The sequence below is a fragment of the Flavobacterium sp. N2038 genome, from assembly GCF_025947185.1.
Lineage (GTDB): Bacteria > Bacteroidota > Bacteroidia > Flavobacteriales > Flavobacteriaceae > Flavobacterium.
The window spans coordinates 3,378,189-3,394,222 of the sequence record NZ_CP110001.1 but is presented as its reverse complement, the minus strand read 5'-3'; the positions used below and the strand labels follow the sequence as shown (position 1 = coordinate 3,394,222).

The 16,034-nt window shown below is 33.6% G+C and carries 8 protein-coding genes; all 8 read right to left on the bottom strand.

Annotated features, from left to right (window positions below; all coding sequences use genetic code 11):
• Positions 1–4 precede the first annotated feature (4 nt).
• The 8 genes from OLM51_RS15010 to gcvT all read right to left on the bottom strand — a co-directional run bounded on the left by OLM51_RS15010 (position 5) and on the right by gcvT (position 15,874).
• Positions 5–1,213, bottom strand: a complete 1,209-nt coding sequence (locus tag OLM51_RS15010; protein WP_264551410.1) for a hypothetical protein — start codon at positions 1,211–1,213, stop codon at positions 5–7.
• Between the two features lie 72 nt (positions 1,214–1,285).
• The gene (locus tag OLM51_RS15005; protein ID WP_264551409.1) at positions 1,286–2,578 is read right to left on the bottom strand and encodes a SprB repeat-containing protein; all 1,293 of its coding nucleotides are present in this window, start codon (positions 2,576–2,578) and stop codon (positions 1,286–1,288) included.
• A gap of 51 nt (positions 2,579–2,629) precedes the next feature.
• Positions 2,630–3,976 (bottom strand): hypothetical protein, encoded by a 1,347-nt coding sequence (locus OLM51_RS15000; RefSeq protein WP_264551408.1) that lies wholly within the window; start codon positions 3,974–3,976, stop codon positions 2,630–2,632.
• Between the two features lie 102 nt (positions 3,977–4,078).
• Positions 4,079–6,157 carry a fibronectin type III domain-containing protein gene (locus OLM51_RS14995; protein WP_264551407.1) on the bottom strand — a complete coding sequence of 693 codons (2,079 nt, stop codon included), beginning with the start codon at positions 6,155–6,157 and terminating at the stop codon, positions 4,079–4,081.
• A gap of 1 nt (position 6,158) precedes the next feature.
• Positions 6,159–11,057: a hypothetical protein gene (locus tag OLM51_RS14990; protein WP_264551406.1), complete on the bottom strand. Its 4,899-nt coding sequence runs from the start codon at positions 11,055–11,057 to the stop codon at positions 6,159–6,161.
• A gap of 557 nt (positions 11,058–11,614) precedes the next feature.
• Entirely contained in the window at positions 11,615–12,328 is a 714-nt protein-coding gene (locus OLM51_RS14985; RefSeq protein ID WP_007811539.1) for a YebC/PmpR family DNA-binding transcriptional regulator, read from the bottom strand.
• Between the two features lie 223 nt (positions 12,329–12,551).
• Positions 12,552–14,579, bottom strand: a complete 2,028-nt coding sequence (locus OLM51_RS14980; RefSeq protein WP_264551405.1) for a carboxy terminal-processing peptidase — start codon at positions 14,577–14,579, stop codon at positions 12,552–12,554.
• A gap of 212 nt (positions 14,580–14,791) precedes the next feature.
• Positions 14,792–15,874 (bottom strand): glycine cleavage system aminomethyltransferase GcvT, encoded by a 1,083-nt coding sequence (gcvT, locus tag OLM51_RS14975; protein WP_264551404.1) that lies wholly within the window; start codon positions 15,872–15,874, stop codon positions 14,792–14,794.
• Positions 15,875–16,034: the final 160 nt, after the last annotated feature.

The following is a 16,034-nucleotide window of genomic DNA, read 5'->3' as shown; positions in this document are numbered from 1 at the left end:
ATTTTTAGTCATTTGCGGTTGTGTCAATGCAAGTTTTTGAATCTCTGACATATATAGAATAATTTCCGGGAGGTTTAGGGACTTCTGCGGGTAATGTAAATTTAATTTCCGGACCTGAATTTATTTGGTAATAATAGGGTGAAGCTCCACCTTTAGCCTTTATAGTGATCATTCCGTTAGTATCACGACAAAGAGGCTGGGTATCAATTACTTCAAAAAATAACGGATCTGGAGGAGATATTGTAAAGGAAGGGTTTGGGAGTTTATTTGTGCTTGAGTACTGCCCATTTATAAAGGTTTGATATATTACGTAATAACTTCCTTGAGGTACCCCTGTAAAAGTGTATATTTTTTGTGAAGCATCTATTGTATAACTCGGAGTAGGAAGAGTTGCATTATCAAGTGTTCTAAAGTTAAACGAGAAAGTTTCGTTAGTTACTAATTTTCGACTAAATTCTATGGTAACAGTTCCATCTTGCGTATAAATACATGATGTTTTGCTTGTGGCTGGTTTGCCAACCACGTCAGGAGAGCATGGAATCACATTATAATAAACGATATTTGAATAAACATTTTCTCCTGTAACTGTAGGATCGGAATCGATAAGAGCACGAAAATCGATATTTCCAGTGTAGGTTGATGGTAAATAATCTGTTTTAACAAATTGAAATGTTTCATCAAATGCAGTGCTTATATTTGTTTTTTCAAAATCGCCACCATCTATTTTGTATTCCCAAAAGAAACGTTGTGGGCCTGTACAGCCAGTAGCTTTTAATGCTATTTTATCGCAAAAATTATTGTCTATGCCAGGATCTACTAATACCTGATTGGTTATCATGTACATTCCAGGATTTTGTGATACACAGTTGGTCGTTATGTTTCCGGCAATACCATAATCAAGTTCATCACGACATGGGCCACTACAGGAATATGAATCAGGTCTATATAGCGTTAAGTAATAATATGTTGGTCGCTTATCATAGATTAAGAAAGTTCCTGTGTCAACTTTTTGCTCGCCAATAGAAAGTAGACGTGCTCCATTATAATCAACATGAAAATCGGTGTACTGACAGTTACATTCGGAATAATAAATTGGACCATCAAAATACATTATATACTTTGGAGCTTGTGCCTGTGCGATATTGATCGTACATAAAAAGACTAATACTAATAGTAACCTTTTAAAGACGCTGTATTTATTAATGTTTTGCATTCAGGATATTTTGGTATTGTTTATTGAGTTTGCTATTTGTTTGTGCATTGATAAATGTTTTAAAATTTGTTACTAATCGTCTGCAGTTTTATCAATACAATCGAACTTATCTGTAACTTTTATATTATAGGTTTTGGCTTTACATCCGTTTATGTAATATTTATTATTGGTAGAATTATACATGGCAGCTGTGAGTGTTCCGTCAACATAGAATTTGTAATCTTTTGTTCCACCAGTAACCTCAATCTCAATCGTGCCATCATCACCCCCGACACAGCTTGGCTGAGTTTGATTTGTTATTTGAAATGCTACTTTTATTGGATCTGTATAGGTAAAATTATCTGCCGCTTTTAATGTTCCTGAAGGAACTGAATTCATGCTTGCCTGATATTCAACAATGTAATTATTACCTTCTTCTAGTTTTCCGAGGGTTGTAAAGGAATATTTATACTTTAGAGATGTAGCATCATATACAAAAGAAGTTACCGGAGCTGTATTAGCAAAAAGCGGAGTTGTCTTTGTTGGATCAGTATTTTTTAAATAGATAATAGAAAGGGTTTCGTTTTGCTTTAATTGTTCCTCAAAATAGACATCAATTCCTTGGATATTGTCGCCCTTGCATGAAGGGGCTTTATATTCTGTTTTTACTGCCACAGGTGCACATGGTAAATAAGTTAAAACCAGTGGTGTTGTAAATGCCCTACCGTTGTAATATCCTAATCTAAAATAAATGTTCTTGTTTAAGTAATTCTTATGATCTGCTCCCAGAATCTGTTGTATAGAGAAACTTGTTGTAGGGGTATTATTAGTTGTAGTTTCTCCTATTTTGTCAGGCATATCACTCCAGGTAATATTGTCTAAACTAAATTGCCAATGGTAAGCTTCATCAGGAAAACCATATGGAAATGCAGCTAAGCTTAATTGAAAACCGGCACATATTGTCGTTGGATTTGCTGTATCTAAATTTTTTATAGAAACATTAGGTGTAAACTCAGAAATACCTACCGAGAAATCGCAACCGCCTGATACTAAGGAAGAATATTTTATTAAATCTATAGCAGAAGCTGAAACACTGGCATTTCTTATACATTCTGCAGCTGATGCACAGGGTTCTTCAGAAGTACTGGCATCTAAATAAAAATCAAATGAACTGTAATTTGGTACATTTGGGAAGATCTGTTCCTGTATATCATTGATACCACTATTTTGACCAATTAAGTTGGCACCACTGCTTAAATTCCAGTAAAAGCTGTTATATTGACAAAAAAAACGCCCACTATAACTTACTTTTATTGAATACGTTGGTTGCTGAGCAATTCCCTTTACAGAAAGAGTTACAAATAATAATAAAAATAGGTTTTTCATATGGATCTATTTTTTTCAGAGCAGGTAGTGATTGCAAGTACTTTCATGTTATTATTTAGTTGTTTTATCAATACAATCAAACTTATCTGTAACTTTTATATCGTAGGTTTTGGCAGTTAATCCATTTATATAATATCTGTCATTGACAGCATTATAAGTGGCAGTTGTAAGTGTCCCATCGACATAGAATTTATAGTCTTTTGTTCCACCTTTAACTTCAATCTCAATCGCTCCATCATTACCCCCAACACAGCTTGGTGTAATTTGATTACTAATATTAAATTCTACTTTTATTGGATCTTTATAGGTAAATGTATCTAAAGCTTTTAATGTTCCTGAAGGGACCGAATTCATGCTTGCCTGATATTCAACATTGTAATTGTTTCCTTCTTCTAACTTTCCCAGGGTGGTAAATGAATACTTGTATAACCCGGATGCAGTATCATATACCAAAGTAGTTATTGGTACTTTATTAGAAAAAAGCGGAGTTGTCTTTTTTGGATCAGTATTTTTTAAATAGATAAGAGAAAGGGTTTCGTTTTGCCTTAATTTTTCCTCAAAATAGACATCAATTCCTTGGATATTGTCACCAGTACATTGGGGAGCTTTATAATCTGTTTTTACTGCTACAGGTGCACAGGGCAAATATGTTAATGCCAAAGAGGTTGAAAAAGGACGATATGCATATCCTATTCTAAAATAAATTTTCTTATTGAAATAGGAATCATGATTTGCCCCTAAGAGTTGTTGAATCGAGAAAACAGGATTTGGAGTATTATTGATTATGTTTGCTGGAAGATCTGTCCAGGTACTATCATCAAGAGAATATTGCCAATGATAGGCTACCGCTGGAAAAATTCCTGAATCATTAGTTGAAAAAGCACTTAAGCTCAGTTGAAATCCGGCGCATATTGTGGTCGGATTTGCAGTATCTAAATTTTTTATGGATAGGTTTGGAGTGAAATTAATAATACGGGAAGTCAGTCCGCAAGGAGAATCTGAAAACCCTACAGATCCGTCTAAAATTAGATTATCAACTGTTTTTGAGGTATTTGTATTGGTGTTACAAGTATATCCGGTTCCATCTTCTGTATGAAACATTCCAGTAGAATTAATAGCTACCTTAATGGTATTGCCATTTGCGATGTTTACATTGGGATAGTTTTTTATAATCCTGCCATAGTTTACATAACCATTATCAGTATCTTTTGCAATGAGGGTTGCATTGTTTGTTATAGTCCAGCGAAAATTACTTGCGCTATAAGAATTGTAAGAAGGTCCGGTAGGACCTTCCCAGCATGTATTACACAAAAGACCATACGTAATATTAAAATTATAGGTTTGCCCATAAAATTTAATAGTAAGCAGGATAAAAAATAATAGATACCTTTTTTTCATTTGTTTATTCGTGTTCAATAATTAGCAACGCAGTTATTTCATTGAATTCTTATAGTGTTAAGTGTTTTTTAATCATGTATTGGCATTGATAAATTTGGAGTGCTAAAATTTCACTGAAAACAAGTCCATTTTAGACATTCTCCCATCTTTACTTACAGCTCGAATTCCGTATTTATAGTTAGTATTAATTGTAATGGTTGGATCTGATAATCGTTTTGTGCTTCCGGTTACAGTTTGAATTAATTGTAAGGCATCTTTATCTGAGCCTTTATAAATTTCAAAAGTATCAGCCTTTTTATCTTCATAATCCCATGATAAATCAATCGTATTTGTTGTTTTGTTTACCTGAGCAAAAAAGCCTTTTACAGAAGGCATAACAGCATATTTAGGAACAAATAAATGAACCATTGGCGAAGGATTTGAAACTAAGTTACTTTCATCTTTCGCAAAAATGGCATATTGATACGTATTGCCTTCAGTAGCCGTTTTGTCCTGATAGTTTTCTTCTTTATTTTTGGTTTCAAAAATTAATGTCCAATCTTTTTGATCATTTTCTTTTCTGTATAATTGATGAATTACAGCATCTTCACTTTGGCTATTTATCCATTCAAGAAAAACAGAACCATCTGTAATATCATATTTAACAAAAACGGGTGAGGTAGGAGGTATTACATCAGGTTTTTTCAGAATTAACGGATCTGAAAATGGGGACATATTGTAATGATTGTCTACAGCAATAATTTTATAATAAACTTTACTGTTTAAGCTTTTAAGAATTACTTTATCGTCAAATGTATTAGGCTCGCTTGGGCTTATAGTCATCTGACTGTATTCTTCATTAGGGTTATTTGCCTTGTAAATACGGTATCCCATTAGGTCTTTTTCTTTATTAGGATCCCATGTTATTTTGACTACGCCTAAACTATCAATAGTACCTTTTAAACCGACAGGTTTTACAGGCGGAATTGAGTCTACAGGTTGAACAAGCATTGGAAAAGAGGTTCTGTTATTTCCATTTTTTCCAACCGCGGTTATGGTAAAATAGTTTGTAGAAGATAATTTGTTGAAAACAATATTTCTGGATTTTGGAGCAATATTTTTGGCAACAACGGCATATTTGTTGTCATCCTGATCAGAACGTCGAAGTTCAAAACCGGTAATTTCATTGTTTCCTTCTTCAGGAAATTCCCAAATTAGATTTACCGTAGTATCATCTTTAAATTCTTTAACTGTAAGATGAGGTACAAACTGCAAAATAGATTTTCCTTTTCCGGAAACAACCTGAGAATAAGGTCCTAATTCTCCAAATGAAGAAATTCCCTGAATTCGATAACTATATTGTGTATTATTGGCAATAGAATCAATATAAAAAATTTGACTGTTATTTGGATTTCCCTGACTTAGACTTGTATAGGGTTTGTCTGTTATTCTCTTGAAATTTACTTTATCACTAGAACGTTCTACATAATAACTTCCATATGCATGAGCTAACATTTTGAAATTCCAGCTTAGCATCGTTTTTTTGTCAGTAAAACTGGCAGTTAAATCAACAGGTTTGGGCAAAGGCTCATATTCTTTTAATCCCACAAATACACCACCATAAGCAATACTCATTTCTGTTTCAGGAACGTTTGATGATACTCTGTAGATGTATTTTTCGTTTTGCTTCGGACTCAAATCTTCAAACGCTAAACCTGCCTTTTTTGCGACCTGGTAGTCTTTATCAGCCATGTATAAGGCAAACGTAAAACGTTGTTGGTTCTCTTCAGAAATATTTACAATTGATTGCAGATTATCTGCCCCCGTTACAGTAAAATCTTCACCATAAAGTGCCTGAGCAACAATAGCCGCATCATCATTAGTTTCTATAATTTTTTCCCAGGCTTCAAGTGGTTCGGGTTGTATTACTTTTGCAAGAATGGTTTTCTCCGGATTATCCAAAGTTTTATTATCTCTTGTTACCGTATATCTTTCTAATGTATAGCCATACTTATTCAGTTTTTTCCAGGCCATTGGATCAGTTACTGCCCAACGCAATAAGATTCTGTCTTTCTGAACTCTTGAGATAACGTGTATTTCTATTTTTTTTTCTGTAGAAACGGGTTCTGCAGAAGTTTTATCCTGGGCCTGACAATTACCAATGATTACTAGAAAAAAGGTAATTAAAAATTGAAATTTCATATTAATTTGTTTTGTTGAAAGTAAAAATTGAACTTGTTCCGGGTTGACCTCCAGGAAGACTATAATTCAATTTTAAATTGTAATTACCTTCTTTTATATAAGGAAATGTTCCATTAATTATATAGTTATACTTTGTAGCTATAGCTGGATTTACTGTATTTAAATACTTGTTTACCACCTTATATCTTAGATTAACAAAGTCAGTTTTATAATAAAAAGGAAGATTATATCGATAAGGCAGATATTCTTTTAGCATAAAACTTGTCGGATTATTGACAATATAATCCTGATACCATGTTAGAATTTCGACTCCTCTTACTGGAGGTATTCCTAATATATCTGTGTTTCGGTCAAATTTTAAATCAGCTTCTAAAGGATATCCTTTGTATATTAATGGATAAATCTCATTTTTATAGTAATTATCATCTAATACAGCTTCAGTTTTTATTAATGGTATGTTTAAACTTTTTGCATTACCAATTAATTCTATTTCATCAAAAGGTTCTGTTGATGTATTATAAGATTGTAATGCATGCACATCTGCATATATAATTTCTACCAATGTTTGTTTTGGTCTTTTTGCAGCCATTTTTTCCTGGAAAGTATTATACTGACTTGTATTGAAATTATATTGTAAAAGTTCTACACCTTCACCACCAACAATTGTTTCAGTAAGCGTATTACTTTTTACATCAATATCGGTACCTTCTCCTGATTCTTGTTTTGTATAGCTTTGTGATAAATTATTATTGGCATCAGCTTTTGGTTCCAATGTTTTTAAAGTAAGATTATACTTTTTTACATTTTGTAAAACAGGGAAGTCGGTACTCACTTTTTTCTGCGAAGAATCATAAGTTATGGCACTTTCACTTGTTTTGTTTCCGGTTTTGTAGAATGCTTTTTGTGTTTGACCAGGTTTTAAATCAAATAAATAAGTCTGTCCTATTTTTAAAACAATATAAGCTTTCTTACTTTCGTTAGGATACACATAGTTCTGATCAAAAACAGGATAACAATAAGCAATATTCGTTACAGGAATATTGTTTGGGGCAGTACCAGTTGTAAACTTTCTGGTTTCGCTTTCCATTGCAATTTGTCCCTGATCCATTACAGTGTTCCATGTTCCATTTACGTTTTCCTGAAAACTCACTTTAACATTTAGTACTAAATCAGAATTTGGAGGTAATATCTCAAAAGAGTTAAAGCTCACTAAATCATTAGTTTGATTCCATGTTAATGATCCTGTAACCGGTACTCCGTCTTTTTTAATGGTATATTCTTCCAGTTTCAGGCGATATGTCTTTACCCCATTATCTCCTTCAATCACAAAGTTTTTATTTACAGGCATATTAAAACCTACTTGCGGAACAGTAAAGACATTTACATCTTTTGTACCTTCTGCAGGTGTAATATCTGCAATTGATTTTAAACCTTCCAGCGGATTATTAGTTGTAAATTCACATTGACTACCAAATTCGAGTTTAAATCTAAAGCTTCCTTTTACAGCGCCACCCAATAAATCAAAGTAGCCCGCCATATAACCCCGAATCCATGCAGGATTTGGTAATTTTGCTTGTAGTAAAACGGCACCACCTCCTTTTATAATTGATATTTTCTTTCTAATAAAGAATAGTTTTATATTTATTCCAAGTTCCCCCTGAAGATACGCATAGGACTGACCGTTAGCATACCAACCGTTAATACCAATTTGTCCGGATCCTTTACACTGTGCTTCTCCATAATCTTTTACCATAATATCAAATCCAAATCCGGCTTGGAAATTGGCATAAAACATTAAAAAGCTTAAATCTCCCGTTTTGATACTAAAATCTGATCCAAAAGCAAAACCTTTACCAGATGCAACACTGTTTTCATCTCTCATGTAATCAAGAGTTGCAACATCTACACCTAATAATTTGGCCACAATATCTGGTGGAGGCGGACTTGCAGGAATATCGTCTCCAATCATAAAGTAGCCTCCGGTTTCAACTTCTATCGAACCAAGAGTCATTTTTAATCCTAATCTGTCAGTCGGTGTACCCATACGGATATACCATTTGTCTGGAGCAAAATGCAAAACTGCCCAGCCTGCTCTGCCTTTAGAGGCACGACCTTTAATCAAACCTCCTGCAACATCTACATACAAATCAAACGTACCATGAAGCGTTTTTGAAGTAAAGTCATATTCAATGGCGGCATAGGCATTAAGCCCGGCCTGACCTACTACAGCATCGGGATAAACCTGTTTGGAAGCTTCGGTTAAGTTACTCTCTTTGAGTTTATCCAAAACATCTTTACTCATAGAGTTTTCTTTTGTCACAACTAACTCTAAGCTCTTTTTCAACGAGTTTATAGGTATGTTTTTAAATCCAAATTCCTTCATAACATGGCCTTCTCCATAGATGCTGATTCTATTGATACCTCCGTTATCATTAAATGCAATTTCGAAACCGGCACCACCCCAAAATGCATCCGGTCTTGCGGCATTGGCAAAGTGAATCATGGCTTTTATACCTAAAGATGATGGTTCGTCTGGGATATACTTAACTCCTGATGCTGTAAAACTGGAGCTAAACCCATCTTTTTTCATGTTGTAGTATGCACCACCACCAAAACCTTTAATTACAAAGGCACCGAACGGAATGTTCAGACCATCAGCCATGGCATCTACATACCAGTATCTGAAAGAATCTTTTCTTCCAAAAATCGCACTTGCTTCAACTTTTATTCCTCCTTTAAATTCTGCCTTTAAAGTTCCTTTAAATCCTTTACCGTAAACAGGATCATTATCCATGATGATTATGCTTCCGGCAAACTTAGCTCCGCCTATATCGGCGGCTAAATCAATTCTTTCAAATTTTACATGATCAAATTTCCATTTTTGAATGCCATCTGCTTCATTGAATTTTCCAACAAGATCAAATTTGGTTCTTCCATTAAATTGATCTTTCATCAAATTAACAGATAAATCAACTCTTAAAGTTGCCGAATTATCGTCTGCGATTAAGGCAATTTCATGTATAGTAATGGGGAAATTTGCTACTTTGGAAGAAGAAGGATCCTCATCATAATTGTTTTTATAACCAAAATAATCGGTCTTAATGACAGGAGTGACTGTTTGTAATTGCAGGTTTTGGAAAGTTATCCCTTCAAATAAAACAATTTTTTTAGATTCATCAACTTCACCAGCCGCCGCTTTTTCTTCAGCCTCTTTTTCTTCAGCCTTTTTCTTAGCATCTGCTTCTTTTTGCTTCTCAGCTTTAAGAACTTCTGTAGTTGAAAATTGCCCATTTTTAAGTGAACCATCAACATCTGTTAATAAATAGGTTTTCGGAGTTCTGTTTAAAGCCTGTTCTTCTGCAGCTTCATCATTTTTTTGGTCAACTTCACTTTTTTCTGCTATAGCAGTCCTTAAGGTAAGTTTACCGTTCAATAGTGCCTTAGGCAAAAATTTGCCTTCTTTTACTTTTAATTCGATGTAGGAACCTTTGTCTATAGTGGCAGTCGCTTTAAATGCCGAAAAACAAATGTTTTTGGCAACCTCTGCTTTTAAAAGGTATTCATTATCGATAGGATTAATAATGGCAGTATAAGCAAGCGCAACGACAGAACCTTTTTTGCAATTCCCTGCATTACTGGTTAAAGGAAGAACAAGTGATCCTCCAAAGCCTCCGGAAACTAAGTTATTTGCGGTAAACCCCAGGATAATACTGTCTACAGAAAAAGACCAACCATTGGCTGATCCCTGACTTAGACTAAAGATATTAGTGGCAGAAAAAGTTCCGGAAACTCCCATTGCATCAATTAGCAAATCTTTTGCTGAGAAGACGATTCTTTTTTGGTCTTTTTTAATCTTAAACTCTTCGGGTAGTGTGATTTCGACAGTGGCAGCATAAAAACCTCTCCACAATGATTCATTTCCGGGAATCAAATAATTCTTTTGATAATTAGCAGGCCAAACTGTCTTTTCAGGATTTCTAAGATCACTAAAATCCATTTTTGCATCTTTGACCTGAAAACAAAATGCAGGGAAATTAGTTATTTGAAATTTTGGAATTGACAAGTCTACTAATATATCATTCCAGTTGGACGCTGTTGTTTTAAAACTTGAGGTCACTTTTGCTTTAAGATCTTTACTGGCAACATTATTATTGTCTACCGGAACAATCATGTTTCTTGAAAATTCTACATCTGCCGAAATTCCAAGTTGCTTAAAACCGTTACAATCAATAGTCACAAAGGTTTTGTTATCAACTTTTCCGGTAGCCATATTCATTCCACCTTTTAAGATCAATATCGCTTTGCTGCCTAGAATAGGAACGGCAACATCACCAAGCAAAACTAAATTGGTATCACCAATTAAACCTCCTTTATGAGAAAGTCTGATATTATTAGCACCGAAAAAGAGTTGTCGGGCTTTTCCATTAGAATCAATCTGCGGCAGAATAATCCTCACAAAAGCAGTTAATTCAGTATATTCTGGAGTAAACTTGGCACCGCTTAATCCTAGCATATACTGAACTCCACCAATGGTCTTTTTTATACCCAAAGGCAACATTGAAAGCTTTTTGGGATCCAGAAAGTCAGTAAGATTTCCGTTTTTATCAATTTCGGCAAAAGTAGCCATTGCCTTCTTTAAATCTTCATTGGTCTCTTCAGAAACTGTAAAGCGTTTAGTAAGGTAAGCGTCTGTAAATTCGCTTTCTCGATTTTGATTATAAAAAGTAGTAGTAGTACTTGGAAATATTGGGGCCTTATTATCTAAAATATTTTTAGTTATAATATTTTTTTTCGGGCTACTTGTAGTATCAATGCTAGTATTAGCATTACTATTAAAGCTTACAAGTAATAAAACAAAACTGAATATGAAAGAAGGTAACTTAAAAGTAGTTTTTTTCAATTTTTAGTAGGTTTGGTTATATATTAGGGCAAATTTTGGGTATTCAATAAATAACTAGCTATTAGTTAATTATATATTAATTGTAATAATTTTATTACAAATAATTAGCTTTACTTGTTAAATTTTTGCCAAATCTAAATATTTTGAAGTTGATTTCTTTACGGGATTCCACATTATGGCAAAAAAAACTTCAGAGAGTTCTGAAGTTTAAATTATTAGTACGAATAGGAGAAAAGGGAACTGATTTAACTGCTGAAAAAAGCTTATTAGACAGCTGTTTTTTGTAACGGTAACTGACTTTAAATTTTTAACGAAAAAAAAAGCCTTCTGACTCAGAAGGCTTTTACTAGCTTATTACGCTGATAACTATAAATAAAATTACCAGAGCTATAACAGCAAATTTCATGAATTTTGATGATTGCATAAATGAAGATTTAAATTAATTTATTCCTGATATCGGCAAATATAATTTTTTATTTGAACTTAAAAACTAAAAGAGAGTTAAAACAAAAAAGCCCTGAAAAAATCAGAGCTTTTATATATTCTTAAAAAAAAGACTATTCTTCTTTCATAGTGTGATAAACGTTCATAACGTCATCATCTTCTTCAATTTTTTCGATTAGTTTTTCAACGTCAGCGATTTGCGCTTCAGTAAGTTCTTTTGTGATTTGAGGAATACGCTCAAAACCAGAAGATAAAATTTCAAGGCCTCTGTTTTCTAGTTCTTTTTGTAAAGCACCAAAACTTCCAAAAGGAGCATAGATTAAGATTCCGTCTTCATCTTCAAAAACCTCTTCAGCACCAAAATCAATTAGTTCAAGTTCTAATTCTTCCGGATCAAGATTTCCTTTTGCAATTCTAAAGTTACAAGTATGATCAAACATAAATTCAACAGAACCCTGAGTTCCCATTGTACCGTTGCATTTGTTAAAATAACTACGAATGTTTGCAACAGTTCTGTTATTGTTGTCAGAAGCAGTTTCAATCAGGATTGCAATTCCGTGGGGCGCATATCCTTCAAACAAAATTTCTTTATAGTTGGCAGTATCTTTATTACTTGCATTTTTTATTGCGCGCTCCACATTGTCCTTAGGCATGTTGGCCGCTTTTGCATTTTGTATAACAGCTCTTAATCTAGAATTGGCGTCAGGGTTAGGGCCACCTTCTTTAACAGCCATAACGATGTCTTTACCAATTCTGGTAAATGTTTTGGCCATTGCAGACCAACGTTTCATTTTTCTTCCTTTTCTAAATTCGAACGCTCTTCCCATTTCTAATTTTTAGTTTTGTGATGCAAAAATACAGTTATTCCTTATTTCTCCAAAATCAATTGTATTCTTTTTTTTGTAGAATGTTTTGGAGTTTCAGATTTCATGTTACTTACTTGGAGTAAAATTTAGTCTGAAAAATAACAGCACAATTTCACTCGGTAATAAACTTGAAACTTAAAACGTAAAACTTGGAACATGGAACTTGAAACCTGAAACAAAGAACTTATTTCATAGCGTTAAAATCATTGATCACATTTACCGCTTCATTCAGATAAGGATTCGTTTTTAAACTGTCAATTTGATACTGATTAATTGTTTTTTCATTGGGATAAACCCCAAGTAAAAACTGATTAACAGTAGAATTGTAAACATCCAATGGATTATTATCTTCATTAAAAGAGTTAATCTCTTTCCAAAGCGAATTGACTATCTTTTTTTGTTTAAAAACGGCATCCAAAGTCATCGGAACCTCAGCTTTGGGCGTATTAACTATCTGATCAATTTTCTGATTTATCTTTTTGATGTCGTTAAAATAGTAGTTATCAGCAAGACGTGTAGCCGAATCTTTAGACAGTTTGTCTATAAGATTTCGTTTTAGATAAGGTCTGTATTTTAGCGGTGCAATGCTGTCGTTTTTTATAGCAGTAGGGAAGTCGCTCTCTTTTTGATATACATCTTCATAAAATTCCGGCAGAACAACATCTGGAGTAACGCCTACATATTGATGACTTTTTCCGGTAACTCTGTAAAATTTATTAATCGTAATTTTTAAAAAATCAGTGTTTTTATTTTCATCAAGCGGAAGAATTGTTTGCATAGTCGCTTTGCCAAGTGTATTGCTTCCTATTAAAAGGGCGCGATTATAATCCTGCATAATCGAAGAGAAGAACTCACTTGCAGATGCAGTGTTGCTATTAACCAAAATAACAATTGGACCTTTATAAATTAAGCCTCTGTAAGGGTCGTTTATAACCGATTTCTCCTTTTTGTTGTCTATCACAATAGAAATAGGGCCATAATCAATAAACATTCCGGCCATTTTTATGGCTTCTTCCATTGATCCACCGCCATTGTTTATTAAATCAATTACCAATCCTTTTATGTTATCACGCTCTAGTTTTATAACCTCCCGGGCAACATCATCAGCACAGCCTTTTCGGCTTTTGCCATCTAAATCGGCATAGAAACTCGGAATTTTGATATAACCAATTTTACTATCCTTACCAATTATAAAACTGTACACCGAATTATCCTCGTCTTTCATGACTTGTTTTTCGATAAAAACTTCAAAATTTTTGCCTGAGTTTCTTTTCAGTGTTAATGTGATACTTTTATTAGATTCAGATAGAATCATTGTTGAAATAGATTCCAGAGAAGCACAGGAAACTTTTAATGTTTCTTTTTGATTTGAAATAGAAACAATCTGATCGCCTTTTTTTATAAGTCCTGTTTGATACGCAGGGCCATTTGGATCAACTTCTTCAACAATGATTTCATTTTTTTCATTAAGATTAACCGTCATTCCCAAAGATAAGTGCTCTTTTGATAATGAAGCCACAAAACTTGATTTTGAATCATCACTAAAATAAGCCGTATGCGGGTCAAAGTAGGTACAGAAGTAATTATAAAGATTTTCTTCCTGATTAGTTTTAGTTTCCAAAAGCGTACTGATTCTGCAGATTTCATTAGATAAAATCAGTTTTTTTGATTTAGCTTCAATTGAAGGCAAATTGGCTTTAATGGAATCTAAGTTATCACTTGTATCGACAATTTCATCTAAGATCTGATAACGAATTTTTTTGGACCAGACTTTCTCAATATCCTCTTTTTTAAGATAAAAAGGAAAGGATTTTTTATAAAATCGAATAGTATCTTTTTTATTATAATCCATTGGTGCGGCCTGAATTTTCTCGAGAACTTCTTTGGTTCTCATAAGACCTGTTTTGTATTTAGAAGTAATATCAGCCAGAAAATCACAATTATTGCTTAAAATCAGATCATCCAGATTAAGGCGATATTTGTTGGATAGCTCGTCATACTCGCTTTTAAAGAATATATTTCTGGAAGGATCCAGCTCATTGATAAGATTGTCAAAAACAAAAACAGACAAACTATCATCAACGGGTTTTGGCCGAATATGTTCAGACTGAATAAGCGCATTTATTTTATTTAATATTCCGCAAGTTTCCGCGCTATTTTGAGAAAATAGTGAAGTCGTAGTCAATAGAAAAAACAGGCAAATCTTTTTCATAAATAAAAAGTTCTTCGTTTAGACTAAAATTACGGTAATTTTTTGAAAAATGACAGCAATTTTACCATAATATCGACAACGAAAAGATTTTATCTGTGAATGACATCAAATAGAGAAATCAGCTATTAAATTTGCCACTATTTTATTTCAGCATAAAAAAAGTGCATTACAATTTTACATTGCAATGCACTTTTTGTTATTTAAGTCAAAGACTATTTTTTATAGAATGGTAATTTTACCACTTTGGCTGGTACATCATTTTTTCTGATTCGGATAAATACATCGCTGTCAATTGCGCTGTTTGCAACTGTAACATATCCTAATCCAATTCCTTTATTCATAGAAGGAGACATTGTCCCCGAAGTTACAATTCCGATTACAGCACCCGAACCATCTACAATTTCGTAATCGTGTCTTGGCACCGCGCGTTCCTGCATTTCAAAAGCAATTAATTTTCTTGAAACACCTTCTTCTTTTTGTTTTTTCAGATTATCAGAATTAGTAAAATCTTTAGTAAATTTAGTAATCCATCCTAAACCAGCTTCAAGTGGAGAAGTAGTATCATTAATATCATTTCCGTACAAACAGAAACCCATTTCTAAACGTAAAGTATCACGCGCAGCAAGTCCGATTGGTTTAATTCCAAAAGCAGCTCCGGCTTCAAAAACTTTATTCCAGATTGCTTCTGCATCGGCATTTTTACAATAAATTTCAAATCCGCCAGAACCGGTATAACCAGTAGCAGAAATAATAACATCGCTGAAACCTGCAAAATCAGCTACTTCAAAATGGTAATAAGTAATAGCCGATAAATCAACAGAAGTTAACGACTGCATAGCCTCAACTGCTTTTGGCCCCTGAATTGCCAATAAAGAATAGTCATCAGAAATGTTCTTCATTTCTACTCCTAAATCGTTATGAGACGAAATCCAGTTCCAGTCTTTTTCTATATTCGAAGCATTTACAACCAGTAAATACTCTTCTTCTTTCATTTTATAAATAATCAAATCATCAACAATACCTCCTTCATTGTTTGGAAGACAAGAATATTGCGCTCTTCCAATAGTAAGTGTAGAAGCATCATTTGAAGTTACTTTTTGAATCAAAGCCAAAGCATTTGGTCCGGTTAACAAAAATTCGCCCATATGCGAAACGTCAAAAACGCCCACAGCGTTACGAACTGTTTCGTGTTCAGCATTAACGCCTTCGTATGTAATAGGCATATTGTAACCGGCAAAAGGTAGCATTTTCGCTCCCAAACTCTCATGTATGTGCGTAAGCGCAGTATTTTTCATTGTGTTGTGTTTATATAATTGTTTTGCAAATCTATCTAAAAAATATCAAATTTTAGTAGTCTAAATTATAAATTTCGCAATGATTGGGAGCTATTTCCTGCTATCCGCTATATCTTTTGCTTTTTAAAGAAAAAAGCAAAAGGATGCCGCTGTTATCAGG